Origin of the sequence: Micromonospora sp. M42, assembly GCF_000568915.1 — a bacterium.
Taxonomy (GTDB): Bacteria; Actinomycetota; Actinomycetes; order Mycobacteriales; family Micromonosporaceae; genus Micromonospora; species Micromonospora chalcea.
In genome coordinates, this window is record NZ_KK037233.1 from 5,178,786 (window position 1) to 5,198,150 (window position 19,365).

At 71.3% G+C, this 19,365-nt stretch carries 16 protein-coding genes and 1 pseudogene; 12 read left to right on the forward strand and 5 right to left on the reverse strand.

Features of this window, described 5'->3' with window-relative positions; genetic code table 11:
- A pseudogene (locus MCBG_RS23940) lies at positions 1-761 on the reverse strand (PspC domain-containing protein); the annotation flags it as partial.
- A gap of 155 nt (positions 762-916) precedes the next feature.
- On the opposite strand from MCBG_RS23940, the gene MCBG_RS23945 reads away from it, so the two are divergent.
- From MCBG_RS23945 to MCBG_RS23975, 7 genes are all read left to right on the forward strand, one after another.
- A complete protein-coding gene (locus MCBG_RS23945; protein ID WP_082930979.1) occupies positions 917-2,188 on the forward strand; it encodes a PspC domain-containing protein in 1,272 nt (423 codons plus the stop codon).
- A gap of 1 nt (position 2,189) precedes the next feature.
- Positions 2,190-2,867: a response regulator gene (locus tag MCBG_RS23950; RefSeq protein WP_030501521.1), complete on the forward strand. Its 678-nt coding sequence runs from the start codon at positions 2,190-2,192 to the stop codon at positions 2,865-2,867.
- Positions 2,868-3,450: 583 nt separating this feature from the next.
- A complete protein-coding gene (locus tag MCBG_RS23955) occupies positions 3,451-5,094 on the forward strand; it encodes a peptide ABC transporter substrate-binding protein (RefSeq protein WP_043328348.1) in 1,644 nt (547 codons plus the stop codon).
- Positions 5,095-5,240: 146 nt separating this feature from the next.
- Positions 5,241-6,167 carry an ABC transporter permease gene (locus MCBG_RS23960; protein ID WP_013288523.1) on the forward strand — a complete coding sequence of 309 codons (927 nt, stop codon included), beginning with the start codon at positions 5,241-5,243 and terminating at the stop codon, positions 6,165-6,167.
- Between the two features lie 75 nt (positions 6,168-6,242).
- A complete protein-coding gene (locus tag MCBG_RS23965; RefSeq protein WP_043328349.1) occupies positions 6,243-7,226 on the forward strand; it encodes an ABC transporter permease in 984 nt (327 codons plus the stop codon).
- A 25-nt stretch (positions 7,227-7,251) separates the two neighbouring features.
- Positions 7,252-8,280, forward strand: a complete 1,029-nt coding sequence (locus MCBG_RS23970) for an ABC transporter ATP-binding protein (RefSeq protein WP_043328350.1) — start codon at positions 7,252-7,254, stop codon at positions 8,278-8,280.
- Positions 8,273-9,289: an ABC transporter ATP-binding protein gene (locus MCBG_RS23975; protein WP_043328351.1), complete on the forward strand. Its 1,017-nt coding sequence runs from the start codon at positions 8,273-8,275 to the stop codon at positions 9,287-9,289. Before MCBG_RS23970 ends, MCBG_RS23975 begins: the two co-directional genes overlap by 8 nt.
- Before the next feature lie 73 nt (positions 9,290-9,362).
- On the opposite strand, the gene MCBG_RS23980 is transcribed toward MCBG_RS23975, so the two are convergent.
- On the reverse strand, positions 9,363-9,716 hold the full coding sequence (locus tag MCBG_RS23980) for a chorismate mutase (RefSeq protein ID WP_043328352.1): 354 nt from the start codon (positions 9,714-9,716) through the stop codon (positions 9,363-9,365).
- A gap of 288 nt (positions 9,717-10,004) precedes the next feature.
- Between MCBG_RS23980 and pcrA the strand changes: the two genes are divergently transcribed.
- A complete protein-coding gene (gene pcrA / locus MCBG_RS23985; RefSeq protein WP_043328353.1) occupies positions 10,005-12,398 on the forward strand; it encodes a DNA helicase PcrA in 2,394 nt (797 codons plus the stop codon).
- A 60-nt stretch (positions 12,399-12,458) separates the two neighbouring features.
- On the opposite strand, the gene MCBG_RS23990 is transcribed toward pcrA, so the two are convergent.
- Together MCBG_RS23990 and MCBG_RS23995 are read right to left on the reverse strand one after the other, a co-directional pair.
- Positions 12,459-13,220, reverse strand: coding sequence for a M23 family metallopeptidase (locus MCBG_RS23990; protein WP_176722804.1), 762 nt, complete (start codon positions 13,218-13,220; stop codon positions 12,459-12,461).
- Between the two features lie 255 nt (positions 13,221-13,475).
- On the reverse strand, positions 13,476-14,186 hold the full coding sequence (locus MCBG_RS23995) for a M23 family metallopeptidase (RefSeq protein WP_043328356.1): 711 nt from the start codon (positions 14,184-14,186) through the stop codon (positions 13,476-13,478).
- A 402-nt stretch (positions 14,187-14,588) separates the two neighbouring features.
- Between MCBG_RS23995 and MCBG_RS24000 the strand changes: the two genes are divergently transcribed.
- The 3 genes from MCBG_RS24000 (at position 14,589) to sucD (ending at position 17,496) form a co-directional block, all read left to right on the forward strand.
- Complete coding sequence (locus MCBG_RS24000; protein ID WP_030501512.1) at positions 14,589-14,993, forward strand: cobalamin B12-binding domain-containing protein; 405 nt, start codon at positions 14,589-14,591, stop codon at positions 14,991-14,993.
- A 434-nt stretch (positions 14,994-15,427) separates the two neighbouring features.
- Complete coding sequence (gene sucC / locus MCBG_RS24005) at positions 15,428-16,606, forward strand: ADP-forming succinate--CoA ligase subunit beta (RefSeq protein ID WP_043328357.1); 1,179 nt, start codon at positions 15,428-15,430, stop codon at positions 16,604-16,606.
- Positions 16,607-16,608: 2 nt separating this feature from the next.
- Positions 16,609-17,496: a succinate--CoA ligase subunit alpha gene (sucD, locus tag MCBG_RS24010; RefSeq protein WP_030501510.1), complete on the forward strand. Its 888-nt coding sequence runs from the start codon at positions 16,609-16,611 to the stop codon at positions 17,494-17,496.
- A 56-nt stretch (positions 17,497-17,552) separates the two neighbouring features.
- Here the strand turns inward: sucD and MCBG_RS24015 are convergent, their stop codons facing one another.
- A complete protein-coding gene (locus MCBG_RS24015; RefSeq protein WP_043328358.1) occupies positions 17,553-17,822 on the reverse strand; it encodes a hypothetical protein in 270 nt (89 codons plus the stop codon).
- Positions 17,823-17,981: 159 nt separating this feature from the next.
- Between MCBG_RS24015 and MCBG_RS24020 the strand changes: the two genes are divergently transcribed.
- Positions 17,982-19,307, forward strand: coding sequence for a cell division protein PerM (locus MCBG_RS24020; protein WP_043328359.1), 1,326 nt, complete (start codon positions 17,982-17,984; stop codon positions 19,305-19,307).
- The last annotated feature ends 58 nt before the right edge of the window (positions 19,308-19,365 follow it).

A 19,365-nucleotide genomic window follows, 5' to 3' on the forward strand; every position in this document is an offset into this window, starting at 1 on the left:
CCGGGCTCGGCGTGGGCGGCGTACGACGCTGCTTCGGGGCGTACCGGTGGCGTGGTACCGACCGGCGGCGCGGCGGTCCACGGCGGCCCGGCGGCCCCCGCGGTCCACGTGCCCGGGGCCGGCGGTGCGAGTCAGGCCACCGGCGGCACCGGACCCGGCACCGGGCCGGGCGGCGGTGCCGGCTGAGCCGGCCGCTGCCCCGGGCCGCGCTGCTCGCGGTTGAGCAGCAGCGCGCCGCCGATCAGGATCACCGCGCCCAGCAGGATGGCCCGGAACCCGTCGGTGACGACGTAGGCGAAGCCGAGCGCCACCACGATGCCGAGCACGATCACGGTGATCGGGGACATGCTGGACCGGCCGCGGCCGAGCATGGCCTCCACCGGGGAGGCGGTGTCGCCCTCGCCGGGGATGATCAGCCAGCCGGCGACGTACACGATGATGCCGATGCCACCGAAGAAGCCGAGCACGGCCAGCAGCACGCGCCACAGCACCGGGTCGGTGTTCGTGGCCCGGCCGATGGCGGCGCACACCCCGGCCAGGTAGCGGCCCTCGCGGGGGCGCACCAGCCCGTACCGGGTGGTGAAGCCGGCGGCGCCGGGCGGCGGGGCGTACCCCCCGGGTGGCGGGCCGGTGAACGGCGCGCCGCCGCCGGGCGGCGTGGTCGCGTGGTCGGTGGGGGGCGCCGACCCCGGTGGGGGCGGCGGCGGGGCGTCCTGTGCTGCCGCCCAGGGGCGGGGCGGACGGGCAGCGTCCTCGGTCATGCCTCCGATACTGCTTGCCCGGCCGCCCGGACTGCCTCAGGACCCGACCCTGACCCCACCCTGAGATCCGCCGGTGGCGAAAGTCCGGGGCGTCCCCGTGGTCCGGGACGTCGCCGCCGTGTGACGATCTGAGCGTCGGCGCCGCCGCCCTCTCCATCTCGACCTGGGAGTTTCCGATCAGCAGCACCCCTGCCCCGCACGCCCCGCGCCTCTACCGGGCCACCGAGCACCGGCTGGCCGCCGGGGTGGCCGCGGGCATCGCCGAGCACCTGGGCATCCCGGTGCTGCGGGTGCGGATGGCGTTCATGGTCCTGCTCGGGCTCAGCGGCCTCGGGCTGCTGCTCTACGCCGCCTTCTGGGCGGTGGTGCCACCCCGCCCCGGCGACACCGCCGTCCCGCCGCGCCGTGACCTGACCCAGCTGCTGCCGTTCGTGGCGATCGGGCTGGGCGTACTGCTGTTGCAGGTCTTCGCCTTCAACTCGGTGGGCGCGGCCGGCACCGCCGGCTGGCTGGTGGCGATCATCGCGGTCGGCGCGGGCGTCATCTGGCACCAGTCCGGGCCGGAGCGGCGCCGGCAGTGGGGCGACGCGGCGGTGCCCTGGCTGGGCGCGGTGGTGGAAGAGACCGACCGGCGCGCGTTCGTGCTGCGCTTCATCGGCGGCGGCGTGCTCGTCGCGGTCGGCATCATCGGCGTGGCGGCCGTCTACTCGCCGGCGCAGAACTTCGACGCGGTGCTCAACGGCGTGATCTTCGCGCTGGTCGGGCTGGCCGGCGTCGGCGTGGTGACCGGCCCGGTGCTCTGGCGGACCTGGAACCAGCTCCGCTCGGAGCGGGAGGGACGCATCCGCGAGCAGGAGCGGGCCGAGCTGGCCGCCATGGTCCACGACCAGGTGCTGCACACACTGGCCCTGATCCAGCGCAACGCCAGCGACGTCAAGACGGTGCAGCGGCTGGCCCGTGGCCAGGAGCGCTCGCTGCGCAACTGGCTCTACAAGCCGACCGCCTCGCCGACCGAGCGGTTCGCGGCCGCGCTGGAGCAGGCCGCCGCCGAGGTGGAGGACACGTTCGCCATCACTGTCGAGGCGGTGGTCGTCGGCGACCGGGAGACCGACGAGCGGGTCGGCGCGCTCGTGGCCGCCGCCCGGGAGGCCCTGGTCAACGCGGCCCGGCACGCCGGTGTGCAGACCGTGTCGCTCTACGCCGAGGTGGAGCCGGAGCAGGTGAGCGTCTTCGTCCGGGACCGGGGCAAGGGCTTCGACCCGGATACGGTGGAGAATCACCGGCACGGCGTCCGAGGATCGATCATCGGGCGGATGAAGCGGCACGGCGGCCGGGCGGAGATCCGGTCCGAGCCGGGAGAAGGGACCGAGGTCCGGCTGATCCTGCCGATCAGCGGCTCCGGCTCCACGGCGGAAAGGGACAGGTGACATGTCCGAGCAGGAACCGGTCGAGGGCACGGCGCCGCGCGGGCCGCTGCGGGTCTTCCTCGTCGACGACCACGCGATGTTCCGGGCCGGCGTGCGCGCCGAGCTGGGCGCGCGGGTCGAGGTGGTCGGCGAGGCCAGCTCGGTGGCCGAGGCGGTGACCCGGATCGCGGCCACCGCGCCGGACGTGGTGCTGCTCGACGTGCACATGCCCGACGGCGGCGGCCGCGCGGTGCTGGAGGCGATGCGGCGTACCCACCCGCAGGTGCGGTTCCTCGCGCTGAGCGTGTCCGACGCCGCCGAGGACGTGATCGGGCTGATCCGGGCCGGCGCGCGGGGCTACGTCACCAAGACGATCTCCCCGGAGGAGCTGACCGACGCGATCCGCCGGGTGGCCGACGGGGACGCCGTGTTCAGCCCCCGGCTGGCCGGGTTCGTGCTTGACGCGTTCGCGTCCCGGCCGGACGCGCCGGTGGCCGACCCCGAGCTGGACCAGCTCACCAACCGGGAGCGCGAGGTGCTCCGGCTGCTCGCCCGCGGGTACGCCTACAAGGAGATCGCCAAGGAGCTGTACATCTCGATCAAGACGGTCGAGACGCACGTCTCCAACGTCCTGCGCAAGCTCCAGATGTCGAACCGGTACGAGCTGTCCCGCTGGGCTGCCGACCGCCGCCTGGTCTGAGCTCACGTCGCTCGGCGACCCCCTGGGAGGCATCGTCCCCCCGGGGGGTCGTTGTTGTCCGCACAGTCGACGTCGGTATCCTCCGGACGGACAAAAAAGCCGCAGCCGTGCGCCCGTTGACGGCCCGGAGCGGGCGCGGTCCATGTCACAGCGCATGCGGGCGGCAGGGATGCCCGTCAACCTCCATGTGCCCGTCTTGCCTGTTCAGGGCCCTATCGTCCGTACGCTTTGTGATCTTTTCTCAAGTATCGGCAACGTGGCGGGCAACTAACGTCTTGATAACGGCACCTTCACGGAAAGGGCCGGTGGGTGTCACAGTGGCAGCACCTCACCCCCCGGTGTGAGGCATCTCGTCGGGCCTGCCGACCACGTGGACGCCGCCACCAGCGTCGCCGCGTGGTTGTCGACCCTGCGCGGTGCCCACGTCCAAGGTGTGGCGCCCGGCGGATCGGTACCCCTGGGGTGTCCCGAAATCCTCTGCGGTAAACCGACGTCCGGCTTGTCCGGGTCGCCGGTGGTGTCACCCCCAAACGTGCGTGAAACCCACGACGGAACCAGGTTAAGAAAGAGGAGGCCCCTCGGAATGAGAGTCTCGAAGCGGGCGAGCGGCGCGCTCGCGGTGGGCGCGGCATTCGCGCTCGTCGCGTCCGGCTGCTCCAGCGGGAACAACGACGGTGGCGACGCCGGCGCCAGCTCGGACGGCGCGATCGTCATCGACGGTACCCAGCCGGAGAACCCCCTGGTTCCGGCGAACACCACCGAGACCGGTGGCGGCGCGATCATCGACTGGATGTGGAGCGGTCTGGTCGAGTACCCCAACAACGGTGGGGCGCCGCAGAACCTGCTCGCCGAGTCGATCGAGACGAGCGACTCGAAGGTCTTCAAGATCAAGATCAAGCAGAACACCAAGTTCCACGACGGCACCACCGTCAAGGCCGAGAGCTTCGTCAAGGCCTGGAACTGGGCGGCGTACGGCCCGAACGGCGCGCAGAACGCCTCCTTCTTCTCCGACATCCAGGGCTTCGACGAGGTCTACACCGAGGACCCGGACGGCCCGGACGGCCCGCAGAAGGCCCCGGAGCCCAAGGCCAAGGACATGTCCGGCCTCAAGGTCGTCGACGACTGGAACTTCGAGGTCACGCTGAACGCGCCGACCGCCGTGTTCCCGACCAAGCTCGGCTACAGCGCCTTCGTGCCGCTGCCGGACGCCTTCTTCTCCACCACCCCGGCGGAGTTCGGCAAGAAGCCGATCGGTAACGGCCCGGTCAAGCTCGTCTCCTGGCAGGACGACGTCGAGATCAAGCTGACCCGCTTCGACGACTACAGCCTGCGCGACAAGATGAAGATCAAGGACGTCACCGTCAAGATCTACCAGGACGACACGGCGGCCTACAACGACCTGCTCGCCGGCAACCTGGACTTCCAGCAGCAGGTTCCGGTCTCCGCGCTGGCCGGTGACAAGTGGAAGACCGACCTGGCCGAGCGGGCCATGTCCTCGACCACCCCGTCGACCGGCATCATCGCCTTCCCGATCTACGACAAGCGCTTCCAGAACCCGAAGCTGCGCAAGGCGATCTCGCTGTCCATCGACCGGCAGGCGATCACCGACAAGATCTTCTTCGGTACCCGTAAGCCGGCCGACAGCTGGGCCAACCCGCTGACCCCGGGCGCCGAGCCGGGCAACTGCACCGCCTGCAAGTTCGACGTGGCCGAGGCCAAGAAGCTCTACGCCGAGTCCGGTGGCTTCCAGGGCAAGCTGACCCTGTCGTACAACGCGGACGCCAGCCACAAGGAGTGGATGGAGGCCGTCGCCCAGCAGATCAAGACCAACCTGGGCATCGACGCGGTCGCCGTCGGCGTGCCGACCTTCGCGGTCTTCCGCGCCAACATCAACGCCTACAAGATGACCGGCGCGTACCGGGCCGGCTGGCAGCAGGACTACCCGGACGTGGAGAACTGGATCAACCCGCTCTACGTCACCGGTGGTTCCTCGAACGACGGCAAGTACAGCAACCCGCAGGTGGACGCCCTCTCGAAGGAGGCCACCGCGGCCCCCAGCATCGAGGAGGCCCACAAGAAGTTCGCTGAGGCCGTCAAGCTGATCGACCAGGACGTTCCGTCGATGCCGATCTACTTCGGTGGCCAGCAGTCCGGCCACTCGGAGAAGATCAAGAAGCTCGAGCTGACCAACGTCGGCGAGCTCGACATCACCTCGGTCGAGCTCTGATCCGAACGCTCTGACCCCGGGTCGGGCTCGCCTACCGGTGAGCCCGACCCGGGGCCGTTCCGCGAGGGGGTGTACAACGAACCCCTCGCAACGTTGTCGCCGCCGCGCCGGCCCGCCCCGGCGCTCCCTGTCTGGAGGACCACCCCATGGGCCGTTATCTCTTGAGACGGCTGCTGCAACTCGTGCCGGTGTTCATCGGTACGACGTTCCTGATCTACTGGCTCGTCTGGTCAGTGCCCGGTGACCCCTTCGCCGGCAAGTGCGGCGACCGCGGTTGCCCGCCGAACTACCGCGCCATGATGACCGAGAAGTACAACCTCGACGAGTCGATCTGGGTGCAGTACGCCAGCTACATGAAGAACCTTCTGCAGGGTGACTTCGGTATCACGTTCGGCGGTCGCGAGATCAGCGACATCATCGCCACGTCGTACCCGAACACCCTGAAGCTGGCGGTGGTCGCCCTCGCCATCGAGGCCGTGATCGGTCTCGGCGCCGGCATCCTCACCGGCCTGCGGCGCAACGGCTTCCTGGACAACCTGGTCCTGGTCTCCACCCTCTTCCTGATCGCCCTCCCGGTCTTCGTCATCGGCTTCGTGCTGCAGTGGCTGCTCGGTGTGAAGTGGGGCATCATCAACCCGACCGTGTCCAACGAGATGCGGTTCAGTGAACTGATCGTGCCGGGCTTCGTGCTCGGAAGCGCATCGATGGCGTACATCGCCCGGGTGGCGCGTACGAGCATCGCCGAGAACCGGCGTGCCGACTACGTCCGCACCGCGATCGCCAAGGGCCTCCCGATGCGCCGCGTGGTCGGCGTGCATCTGCTGCGCAACTCGCTCATCCCGGTGGTCACCCTGCTCGGCACCGACCTCGGCGCGCTGATGGGTGGCGCGATCGTGACGGAGGGCATCTTCGGCATCAACGGCATCGGCCGTCAGGTGCTCCGCTCGATCGTCACCAAGGAGAGCGCTACCGTTGTCGGCATCGTCGTGGTGTTGGTGCTCGTCTATCTCATCATGAACCTGGTGGTGGACCTGCTCTACGCCGCCCTCGACCCGAGGATCCGCTATGAGTGACCGCCGCAGCGTACGAAACGTCCCAGCAGTCTGCGCGGGTAACCACGCCCGCGCCGAGCGCAGCGAGGTACGGGCATGAGTGACCCGAATACCGCGTCGATCGTGTCGACGCCGCCCGCGACCATGCCCACCGAGGCGGGGTCGGGCGCGCCCACCAACGCGGGCCTGCCGGAGAGCGCGAAGCAGAACAAGCCGCGTGGCCTGCTCGGTGACGCCTGGATCGACCTGCGCCGCAAGCCGCTGTTCTGGATCTCGGCGACGATCATCCTGATCTTCCTCGTGATGGCGGCCTTCCCGTGGCTGTTCACCTCCGGCGACGCGGTCAACGGCTCGCTGGACCGCAGCCGGGTCGAGCCGTCGTCGGCCGCCTGGTTCGGCTACGACGTGCAGGGCCGCGACGTCTACGCCCGGGTCATCTACGGCGCCCGCGCCTCGATCGTGGTCGCAGTGGTCTCCACCGTCCTGACGCTGCTCGTCGGCGGCACGATGGGCATCATCGCCGGCTACCGCGGCGGCTGGGTGGACGCGCTGCTGTCCCGTGTCGCGGACATCTTCTTCGGCCTGCCGTTCGTGCTCGGCTCGATCGTCATCCTGACCACGTTCAACGGCTCCGGCACCGACAACGGCGAGTGGACGATCATGGGCCTGGTCATCCTGTCCCTGAGCGTGCTGAGCTGGCCGGTGGTGATGCGGCTGATGCGCTCCTCGGTGCTCGCCACCAAGGAGGCCGACTACATCGTCGCGGCCCGCGCGCTCGGCGCCAGCACCGGCCGGATCATCCTCAAGCACCTGCTGCCGAACTGCCTGGCCCCGCTTCTGGTCTACGGCACGATCATGGTCGGCTCGTTCATCGGCGCGGAGGCCACGCTCTCGTTCCTGGGCATCGGCCTGAAGAGCCCGGTCGTCTCCTGGGGCATCATGATCAGCGAGGCGCAGAACTACATCCGGGTCTCGCCGTACCTGCTGTTCTTCCCCTCCGCGTTCCTCGTCGCCGCAGTGCTGAGCTTCGTCATGCTCGGCGAGGCGGTCCGCGAGGCCCTCGACCCGAAGCTTCGATAGGGGAACTGAGTTGTCCGACATTCTCGTGTCCGAGCAGTCCGCGCCGGGCGCCGACGGATCCGGTCGCCCCTCGGGCCGGCTGCTCGAGGTCGACGACCTTCGGGTGGAGTTCCGTACCCGGGACGGCGTCGCCAAGGTCATCAACGGAGTCACGTACCACGTCGACGCGGGGGAGACCCTCGCCGTGCTCGGCGAATCGGGCTCCGGCAAGAGCGTCACCGCGCAGACCATCATGGGCATCCTGGACACCCCGCCCGGGTTCGTCACCGGCGGCCAGGTCCGCTTCCACGGCAAGGACATGCTCACCATGTCCCCCGAGCAGCGGCGGCGGATCCGGGGCGAGGGCATCGCCATGATCTTCCAGGACTCGCTCTCGGCCCTCAACCCGGTTTTCACAGTCGGCTTCCAGATCGCCGAGCAGTTCCGCATCCGGCGCGGCATGAGCCGCTCGGACGCCAAGAAGCGCGCGATCGAGATGCTCGACCAGGTGAAGATCCCCAACGCCAAGGGCCGGTTCAGCAACTACCCGCACCAGTTCTCCGGCGGTATGCGGCAGCGCGCCATGATCGCCATGTCGCTGGCGCTGGACCCCGAGGTGCTGATCGCCGACGAGCCGACCACCGCCCTGGACGTGACCGTGCAGGCCCAGATCATGGACCTGCTCGGTGAGCTCCAGCGGGAACGGCAGATGGGCATGATCCTGATCACCCACGACCTCGGCGTGGTCGCCGACGTCGCGGACCGGATCGCGGTCATGTACGCCGGCCGGATCGTCGAGGAAGCCGACGTCTACGACCTGTACCGCAAGCCGGCACACCCGTACACGCTCGGCCTGCTCAACTCGATCCCGCGGATGGACGAGAAGGGCCAGGAGCTCCGCACGATCAAGGGCCTCCCGCCGAACCTGATGAACATCCCGCCGGGCTGCGCGTTCAACCCGCGCTGCCCGATGGCGCAGCCGGTGTGCCGGGAGAAGGTCCCGCCGCTGCTGCAACTGGGCAACGGCCGGGCCAGCGCCTGCCACTTCGCCGAGGAACTGGTGAACCGTGACTGAGAACATCATCGAGGTTCGTGACCTGGTCAAGCACTACCCCGTGACCCGGGGCGTGGTGTTCAAGAAGACCATCGGCCACGTCAAGGCGGTCGACGGCGTCTCCTTCGACCTCAAGGCCGGCGAGACGCTCGGCGTGGTCGGCGAGTCCGGCTGTGGCAAGTCCACGCTGGCCCGGGTGCTGATGAACCTGGAGAAGCCGACCGGCGGCCAGGTGCTCTACAAGGGCCAGGACATCTCCAAGCTCTCCGGTGGCGCGCTGCGGCGGCTGCGCCGGCAGATCCAGCTGGTGATGCAGGACCCGTACACATCGCTCAACCCCCGGATGACGGTGGGTGACCTGATCGGCGAGCCGTTCGAGATCCACCCCGAGGTGGCTCCGCGCGGCAGCCGGCGCACCAAGGTCAAGGAGCTGCTCGACCTGGTCGGCCTCAACCCGGAGCACATCAACCGGTACCCGCACCAGTTCTCCGGCGGCCAGCGGCAGCGCATCGGCATCGCCCGGGCGCTGGCGCTGCGGCCCGAGGTGATCGTCTGCGACGAGCCGGTGTCGGCGCTGGACGTCTCCATCCAGGCGCAGGTGATGAACCTGCTGGAGAAGCTCCAGGGCGAGTTCGGCCTGTCGTACGTCTTCATCGCCCACGACCTGTCGGTGGTGCGGCACCTCTCCGACCGGGTCGCGGTGATGTACCTGGGCAAGATGGTGGAGATCGGCACCGAGGACGAGATCTACGAGCGTCCGACCCACCCGTACACCCAGGCGCTGCTGTCGGCGGTGCCGGTGCCCGACCCGACGGTGCGCGAGAGCAAGGCGATCATCCGGCTCCAGGGCGACGTCCCCTCGCCGGTCAGCCCGCCCTCGGGCTGCCGGTTCCGGACCCGGTGCTGGAAGGCGCAGGACGTCTGCGCCCAGGAGGTGCCGCTGCTCCAGATCCGGCCGGGCTCGGACCACCCGAGCGCCTGCCACTTCGCGGAGAAGCGGGAGATCGTCGTCACCCACGACGCGGCCTGAACCGAACCGGACCGCCTGCCGGCGTCAACTCGACGCCGGTAGGCGGTTCGTCGTATCCGGGGGCGTCACGGCGTCACAGCGGGCCGCGACCGGCGCGCAGCAGCAGGAGCGCGAGCTGGGTGCCGTCCGCGCCGAGCTCGGCCCGGAACCGCTCCAGGATCTCCCGTTCGCGGGAGAGCACGAGCCGGGTCCCACCGGAGGCCATCCGGGTCGCGCCGACCTCCTGGGAGAGCGCGGCCCGCTCCTGCCAGAGCGCGATGAGCGTGCTGTCGATCTCGTCGATCCGCCGCCGGATCTCACCGATCCGCTCGGCGGCCGTCGCGTCGTCGGTGCCGGTCCGGGACGCCGCGGCGCCGCTCGGGTCGGCGTCGGCCGGCCGGCCGTTGCGCGCCGGGCTGCCGCTGGACTCCACCACGTCAGTCATCATCGTCGTCCCTCTCGGGGCTCGGGCCCGGTACCCGGATCCCGGGACGGAAACGCCCCGGGCTCTCCGAGCCCGGGGCGTTTCGTAGGTCTGTGATCAGGCGCGACCCACGGCTGCCGGACTCCCGGTGCCGTAGTAAAAGTAGAAGCGCTGATCGAACACGTCGTCGAGTATGCCGACCACCCGGGCGGGCGCGCAAGAAGACGCACCAACAGGTGAGACGTGCCGCCGGGCGCCGACCGGCCGCGCGGGCGGGGAAGTGTCCGGCCGACGGCATAGACTCGGACTGCGATGCATCCTCTCTTCGACATCCCCGCGTCCCCGCCTGCGCCGGAGTCCCGGCCGACCCCGCCGCGCCGCCCCGGGGCCCCCGGGTCGGACCCGCAGGCCCTCCTCGACGGCCTGAACGGCCCCCAGCGGGACGCGGTGACCCACGCCGGCTCCCCGCTGCTCATCGTGGCCGGCGCCGGCTCCGGCAAGACCCGGGTGCTGACCAACCGGATCGCCTACCTGCTCGCCGCCCGGGACGTGCATCCCGGCGAGATCATCGCGATCACCTTCACCAACAAGGCCGCCGGCGAGATGAAGGAGCGGGTGGCCGCGCTCGTCGGCCCGCGCGCCCGGATGATGTGGGTGTCGACGTTCCACTCCGCGTGCGTACGCATCCTGCGGGCCGAGCACGAGCACGCCGGCCTGAAGTCGACGTTCTCGATCTACGACGCGGACGACTCGCGCCGGCTGATGCAGATGGTCGCCCGCGAGCTGGACCTGGACCCGAAGCGCTACCCGGCCCGGGGTCTGGCCGCCCAGGTGTCGAACCTGAAGAACGAGCTGGTCGACCCGGAGGAGTTCGCCGGCCGGGCCAAGGGGCCGAACGAGCGGGCGCTGGCCGAGGCGTACACGCTCTACCAGCGGCGGCTGCGCGAGGCGCACGCGCTGGACTTCGACGACCTGATCATGACCACGGTGCACCTGCTCCAGTCGCACCCGCACGTGGCGGAGAGCTACCGGCGGCGGTTCCGGCACGTGCTGGTCGACGAATACCAGGACACCAACCACGCCCAGTACGTGCTGATCAAGGAGTTGGTCTCCGGCACCGAGGGGATCCCGCCGGCCGAGCTGTGCGTGGTCGGCGACGCCGACCAGTCGATCTACGCGTTCCGCGGCGCGACCATCCGCAACATCCTGGAGTTCGAGCGGGACTTCACCGACGCCCGCACGATCCTGCTGGAGCAGAACTACCGCTCGACCCAGACCATCCTCAACGCGGCGAACGCGGTCATCGACCGCAACACCTCCCGCAAGCCGAAGCGGCTGTGGAGCGACGCCGGGGCCGGGGAGCAGATCGTCGGGTACGTCGCCGACACCGAGCACGCCGAGGCCGACTGGGTCGCCCGCGAGATCGACCGGCTGGTCGACGACGGCGACACCCGCCCGGGCGACGTGGCCGTCTTCTACCGCACCAACGCCATGTCCCGCGTGTTCGAGGAGGTGTTCATCCGGGTCGGCCTGCCCTACAAGGTGGTCGGCGGGGTGCGCTTCTACGAGCGCAAGGAGGTCCGCGACGCGCTCGCGTACCTGCGCGCGGTGGTGAACGACGACGACACGGTCAGCCTGCGGCGGATCCTGAACACCCCGCGCCGGGGCATCGGCGAGCGGGCCGAGGCGTGCGTGGAGGCGCTGGCCGCGCGCGACCGCATCTCCTTCGGCGCCGCGCTGCGCCGGGCCAAGGACGCACCCGGCATCTCCACCCGGGCCGCGAACGGCATCGCCGAGTTCGTCGCGCTGCTCGACGCGGCGCGGGAGCTGGCCGCCACCGGCACGCCGGAGGAGGTGCTGGAGGCGGTGCTGACCCGCTCGGGTTACCTGGCCGAGCTGGAGGAGAGCCTCGACCCGCAGGACGCCGGCCGGGTGGACAACCTCCAGGAGCTGGTGAGCGTCGCCCGGGAGTACACCGAACGGATCGAGGCGCTCGGCGCCGACGACGAGCGGGCCACCCTGGCCGGGTTCCTGGAGCAGGTGGCGCTCGTCGCCGACGCCGACCAGATCCCCTCCGACGACCCGGACCACCAGGGCGTGGTCACGCTGATGACGCTGCACACGGCCAAGGGCCTGGAGTTCCCGGTGGTCTTCCTGACCGGCCTGGAGGACGGCGTCTTCCCGCACCTGCGCTCGCTCGGCGACACCCGGGAGCTGGAGGAGGAGCGGCGGCTGGCGTACGTGGGCATCACCCGGGCCCGCCAGCGTCTCTACCTGTCCCGCGCGGTGACCCGGTCGGCGTGGGGCGCGCCCGCGTACAACCCGCCGTCGCGGTTCCTGGAGGAGCTGCCGCCGGAGCTGGTCCGCTGGGAGCGCACCGAGGGGTCGTACACCTCGTGGGGTGGCGGGGGCGGCGGCGTCGGCGGCCGGGCGGACCGCCTGGGCCGCGGCGGCTTCGCCGGCGGCACGCCGAAGGCGACCGAGCTGGCGAAGCGGCTGGGCGTGGACGCCAGCCGGCTGTCCACGGCGAGTGAGCTGAAGCAGGCCCCGAAGGTCTCGGCCGGGGACCGGGTCAACCACCAGCGGTACGGCCTGGGCCGGGTGCTGGCGGTGGAGGGGGCCGGGCCGGGCGCCCGGGCGCAGATCGACTTCGGCGACCAGACGATGTGGCTGGTGCTGCGGCACGCCCCGATCGACAAGCTCTGAGCGTGAGCGGGCCCGGTCCGGCTCGTGGCCGGACCGGGCCCTGCCCCTGTCGTGGCGCGGTCAGCAGGCCACGTCGATGCCCCGTGCGCGCAGGAACGGCGCCGGGTCGATCTGGTTCCACATGGCGCCCTGGTGCACCTCGAAGTGCAGGTGCGGGCCGGTGGAGTCGCCGGTGGAGCCTTCGTAGCCGATGACCTGACCGGCGGTGACCTTGTCGCCCACGGCGACGGCGAGCCGGCTCTGGTGGGCGTAGTGGGTCAGGTAGCCGTTGTGGTGGTCGATGAAGACCGAGATGCCGTAGCCGTCGCCCACGTCGCCGGCCTTGACCACGGTGCCCGCCGCGGCGGCGTGGATCGGGGTGCCGGCCGGCATGGCGAAGTCGATGCCGGCGTGCTGGGTGCCCCAGCGGGGCCCGTAGCAGGACGTGATGTCCGCGCCCTTCATCGGGATGACCCAGGTCGGCTTCTTCGCCACCGCCTTCTTCGCCACGGTCTTCTTCGGCTTGGGCTTGGCGGTGGCCGTCTTCTTCGGCGCCGGGGTGGTCGCGCTCGGGCTCGGCGCGGGGCTGGCGGGGACGGCGGACGGGGTGATCGGTTCGCGGGCCGAGCGGTCGGCGCGGGCCGCGTCGTCGACGCGGGCCTGTACGCCGAGGTCGACGGCGGCCGGCGTCGGCGCGGACCGGTCGGCGACGGTGACCACGCCGCCGATGCCGAGGCCGAGCAGGGCCACCGCGCCGGTGACCACGTATGCGGTGCGCCGGGCGCGGCGCGGACGCCGGTGCCGGGCGGGAGCGTTGTCCGGGGTGGGGCTGCTGTGCTGCACGGGATCCTTCACCAGTCGAGGGGCACGTGACCACGAAATACTGGTGTCGGGCCGACCGGTTCTGGACGTTCCAGCTCATCGAGGCTGCGGGCCGTCGCGGCGTGCCCGGTTGCCGACCGGACGGGCGGTTCATCGGCGAAGACGATCACCTACCGATGTGGTCCCGCTCACACCGGCGGGTGTGACGTGGCAGACTTCCGCCAAACGAAACCGCCCGGATCGTGTGATCCGGGCGGTGACGGGGCGTACTGAGCGTCAGGAGGCGGCTACGTCGCCGTAAATCGCTTCGATTTCGAGCTGGATGTCCACTCCGCGCTCCTTGAGGAACGCCACCGGGTCCTGCGGCTGGCCCTTGACATGGATCTCCAGGTGCAGGTGGGAGCCGTAGGAGTGGCCGGTGTTGCCGACCAGGCCGAGCTGGTCGCCGGCCTTCACCTCCTGGCCCTCCTTGACCGACACGGCGGAGGAGTGGCCGTAGATGGCCTCGGTGCCGTCGGAGTGCTTCACGATCACCGCGTAGCCGTAGCCGCCGAACCAGCCCGCCTTGGTGACCGTCCCGGCGTGGACCGCCTTGTACGGCGTGCCCTCCGGCGCAACCAGGTCGATGCCGGTGTGCAGCTTGCCCCAGCGCATGCCGTAGGGGGACTTGAAGTCGTAGCCGTGCAGCGGCAGGAGCCACGGGTCCTGCTCGGTGATCTTGCTGTCGGTGCGGTCGGACCGGGACGCGCGGTCGGCGCTGTCGGCACGGGCCGCCGCGTCCTGGCTGGCGACCGAGGCCTGCCGAAGCTCGTCGAGGACCGAGGGGTTGACGCTCTTGGCGTCAGGAAGGGCGTTCGCGCCGATGGCGACGATGCCGGCGCCGACGAACGCGGTGGTGACCACCGCCGCGTAGCGGCTCCGCGGGGGGGTGGGTACGCGACGGCGGCCGCGATAGCGATCGGGCTCAGACGACAGGCGCTGGCGCACGCACACCCTCCGTTGTCGGGGATCCGATGCGACTCCGGACCGTTCGGTGAAGCTCGGTGGAACCTCCGGTGTCGCGTCGTCACCCGTCCGTGGACCTGATGACAACCGTGGACACGTTAGCCAACTGCCACTCCTGTCACAAGCCGAAGCGCCGAACTGGCGATTCGTTATGTCCGTTTCCATCCTGGCTTGTCATGTCTCGTGCCGCCGGTCGGATGGGCCTCCGACTGTCCATTCGTCGCGGACAGTGACCGATCGGCGGAGGTGTCCGGCTTTCCGCGTCCGCGCCTGAGCGGTAGGAGAGTAGCCCGGGCGTGGGACGGTCCGGGCCCCGCTTTCCGCCCCCCGCTCCGCCGGGTTACCGTTCGTTCAGGTCAGTGTCCTGGTGAAAGGTGTGCGCAGATGAGCTCTCGTATCCGGGTCGTCGTCGCGAAGCCCGGCCTGGACGGCCACGACCGGGGCGCGAAGGTCGTCGCGCGTGCCCTGCGCGACGCGGGCATGGAGGTCATCTACACCGGCCTGCACCAGACGCCCGAGCAGATCGTGGAGACCGCCATCCAGGAGGACGCGGACGCGGTCGGCCTGTCCGTGCTCTCCGGCGCGCACATGACGCTGTTCAAGCGCGTACTCGAACTGCTCGCCGAGCGCGAGGCCACCGACATCGTGGTGTTCGGCGGCGGGATCATCCCCGAGGCCGACCTGCCGGAGCTGGAGCGGCTCGGCGTCGCGAAGATCTTCACCCCCGGCGCGACCACCGGGTCGATCGTCGAATGGGTGCGGGAGAACGTGGCCCAGCCGGTCGGCTGACCCGCCGCATCTGCGGCTCCGGGCACGGGGGAGGGGCCGGACGCACCCCTCACACGCCCGGCCCCTCTATGCACGATGCCCCGCCGCCACCCCTCGACCGACAGGGCATCGGCCGCTCCCGTCGTCGCGCTTGACCAGCGCTCCGACATCACACTCAACGACGCCCCCGACCGGCGGTTACGCCCGGTCCGGCACATCCCCCGGACGGCTGACAACCGCGGCCGCCGCCGCGTGCCGGCGCCGCCGGAAACCGGTGCCGGCCGAAGAGGGCTGTGCATTACCGCACACCCCGCACCCGCTCGGTTGCCGCCGGTTCCCATCTCGTTAGGCTGCGGCAAATGGCCTGTCTCTTCTGATGACAGGCGTCAAACTGATTTTCCAACGCTGGTGGCGGCGCGACGGCGCGCCGCGGAGACGGGACGGGACGCGCAAACGTGGACCTGTACGAGTACCAGGGGCGGGACCTGTTCGAGCGGCACGGCTTGCCCGTGCTCGCCGGCGGCGTCGCCACTACCCCGGAGGAGGCCCGCGCGATCGCCGAACGCCTCGGCGGTCGGGTGGTCGTCAAGGCGCAGGTGAAGGTCGGTGGCCGCGGCAAGGCCGGCGGCGTGAAGCTGGCCGAGGGCGCGGAGGAGACGGTGGCCCGGGCCACCGACATCCTCGGCATGGACATCAAGGGTCACACCGTCCACAAGGTCATGATCACCGTGACCGCGGACGTGGCCGAGGAGTACTACTTCTCTTACCTGCTCGACCGGGCGAACCGCACCTTCCTCTGCATCGCCAGCGTGGCCGGCGGCATGGACATCGAGCAGGTCGCCGCCGAGACGCCCGAGAAGGTCGTCAAGGCTCCGATCGACGCCAACACCGGCGTCGACGAGGCGAAGGCCCGGGAGATCGTCACCGCGGCCGGCTTCCCGGCCGAGGTCGCCGACCAGGTCGTCGACGTCGCGGTGAAGCTGTGGCAGGCGTTCGTCGCCGAGGACGCCACGCTCGTCGAGGTGAACCCGCTGGCCACCACCAAGGACGGCAAGCTGCTGCTCCTGGACGCCAAGGTCACGCTGGACGAGAACGCCGCGTTCCGGCACCCGGACCACGAGGCCCTGGTCGACCAGGCGTCGGTGGACCCGCTGGAGCAGGCCGCCAAGGCCAAGGACCTCAACTACGTCAAGCTCGACGGCGAGGTCGGCATCATCGGCAACGGCGCGGGCCTGGTCATGTCCACGCTCGACGTGGTCGCGTACGCGGGCGAGCGGCACGGCGGCGTCAAGCCGGCCAACTTCCTCGACATCGGCGGCGGCGCGAGCGCCGAGGTGATGGCGAACGGCCTGGAGATCGTCCTGTCCGACCCGTCGGTCAAGAGCGTCTTCGTCAACGTCTTCGGCGGCATCACCGCGTGCGACGCAGTCGCCAACGGCATCGTGCAGGCGCTGGCGCTGCTGGAGCAGCGCGGCGAGAAGGCCACCAAGCCGCTCGTCGTCCGTCTCGACGGCAACAACGCCGAGGCCGGTCGGGCGATCCTCGACGGCGCGGCCAACCCGCTGATCCAGCGGGTCGACACCATGGACGGCGCGGCCGAGCGGGCCGCCGAGCTGGCAGCTGCGGGGGTCTGACAATGGCTATCTGGCTGACCAAGGACTCCAAGGTCATCGTGCAGGGGATGACCGGTTCCGAGGGTTCCAAGCACACCCGGCGGATGCTCGCCGCCGGCACCAACGTGGTCGGCGGCGTGAACCCGCGCAAGGCCGGCACCACCGTCGACTTCGACGGCACCGAGCTGCCCGTCTTCGCGTCCGTCGCGGACGCGATGAAGTCCACCGGCGCGGACGTCACAGTCATCTTCGTGCCGCCGCAGTTCACCAAGGCCGCCGTGGTCGAGGCGATCGACGCCGGCATCGACCTGGCCGTGGTGATCACCGAGGGCGTGCCGGTGCACGACACCGCCGCGTTCTGGGCGTACAACAAGTCCAAGGGCGAGCGCACCCGGATCATCGGCCCGAACTGCCCGGGCATCGCCTCGCCGGGCGCGTCCAACGCGGGCATCATCCCGGCCGACATCACCGGCTCCGGCCGCATCGGCCTGGTCAGCAAGAGCGGCACGCTGACCTACCAGATGATGTACGAGCTGCGCGACATCGGCTTCTCCACCTGCGTCGGCATCGGCGGTGACCCGATCATCGGCACCACCCACATCGACGCCCTGGCCGCCTTCGAGGCGGACCCGGAGACCGACGCGATCGTCATGATCGGTGAGATCGGCGGCGACGCCGAGGAGCGGGCGGCCGAGTTCATCAAGGCCAACGTCACCAAGCCGGTGGTCGGCTACATCGCCGGCTTCACCGCCCCGCCCGGCAAGACCATGGGTCACGCCGGCGCGATCATCTCGGGCTCGGCGGGCACCGCCGACGCCAAGAAGGCGGCGCTGGAGGCGGTGGGCGTCAAGGTCGGCAAGACCCCGACCGAGACCGCCAACCTGATGCGGGAGCTCATGTCCGGCCGCTGAGCGGCCGTACCACGCGCCGAGGGGGCCGACCGGGGAACCGGCCGGCCCCCTCGCGTTCAGCGGTACCAGTACGGGTAGTACGAGTTGCCCCGGGCCCGCACGATGGCGCTGGCGACGATGTTGATCACACCGAACGCGATGGCCAGCCAGCCGAGCAGCTGCGACTTGCCGTTGCGCCGCGCGTCGCGGATCGACAGCGCGCCGAAGACGATGCCCAGGATGCCGCAGCAGAACAGGCCGAAGACGATGCCGAGGACGCCCCAGAGCGTGGTCCGGTCCCGGCCGACGGCCGGCGGCGGCGGTGGTGGCGGATACGGAGCGTGCACGGCTTCCTCCGAACGGTAGGCGCCGCGACGGGAATGGTCGCGTCTGAGGCCGAGGCTAGACCGGATCACCACCGCTGAGGCGGGGGTTCGGCGAACTCGCCGCGCTGCCGACCCGGTATCGGACTGCCGTCCTTCCCGCGGCGTGCCAGAGTAGACCCGATGTCACGTGTCACCCCTGACCAGCCACGCCGTCCGGCTTCCGGTCCCCGCGCCGGGGAACGGCCACCCGGCCGCGCCCGCCCGGCCGCGCGGGTGCCCGCGCCGCGCTCGGGCGAGGAGCCGCGCAGCCGGGCGCCGTTGCCCGTCGCGGCCGGGGTGGCGGCGCTCTGGGCCGCGCTGACCTCGTGGCTGCCGGTCTCCGTCGTGCTGGGCCTGGCCCAGCTCAGCGAGGACGCCGGCTCGCTCGGTGGCGCGCTGCGCGCCGGCCTGGCCGGCTGGCTGCTCGGGCACGGCGTGCCGCTGCAGACCACAGCCGGGCCGCTGGGCCTGATCCCGCTCGCGCTGAGCGCGCTCGCCGTCTGGCGGCTCACCCGCGCCGGCGTGCACGTCAGCCGGGCCGTCGGCGCGCGCGGGGCCGGCTCGCCCCGCCAGGCGCTCACCGTCGCGGCCGCCGTCGGGATCGCGTACGCGCTGCTCGGCGCGCTCGCCGCGTTCGCCGTCGACGCGGGCGGGCTGCGGGTCTCCCCGGTCACCGCCGCGCTCACGTTCGCCGCGTTCGGCGTGCCGGCCGCCCTGGTCGGGGCGCTGCGCACCACAGGCGTCTGGGCGCTGCTGACCGCGCGCTGCCCACCGCCGCTGCGCGACGGCCTGCGTACCGGCCTGGTCGCGGCGCTGCTGCTGCTCGGCGCGGGCGCGGGGGCGGCCGGACTGGCGGTGGCCACCGGCGGCGGCGACGCGGCCGACATGATCGGCGCCTACCGGACCGGGGTGGCCGGTCAGGCCGGCATCACCCTGGTCAGCCTCGCGTACGCGCCGAACGCCATCGCCTGGTCGGCCAGCTACCTGCTCGGTCCCGGGTTCGCCGTCGGCACCGACACCGCCGTCCGCACGAGTGAGGTGTCGGTCGGCGCGCTGCCGGCCGTACCGTTGCTGGCCGGCCTGCCGCGCGGCCCGATGGACGGGCTCGGCGCCGCGCTGCTCGCGGTGCCGGTGCTGGCCGCGATGGCGGCCGGCTGGCTCCTGGCCCGGCGGCTGATCCGGGCGGCCGCCGAGGAACGGGCCGATGTGGCCTGGCCGGCGCTGCTCGGGCCGGCCGCGCTCGCCGGACCGGTGGCCGGCGTGCTGCTGGGGCTGGTCGCGGCGGTCTCCGGCGGGCCGCTCGGCGGCGGACGGCTGGCCGAGGTCGGCCCGTCGCCCTGGCCGGTGGCGGTGGTGGCCACCCTGGTGATCGCGGTGGGCGCGGTACTCGGCGCGGCCGCCACCCGCACCCTGACCCGCCCGGCGCGTCCGGCACCCCCGCCCCGCGCCACCCCGGCGCCCCGCTGATCCGTCCGGCGCCGCGCGGGGAGAGAGACGCGCGAGGGGCGCCCGGCGGTTGCCGGAC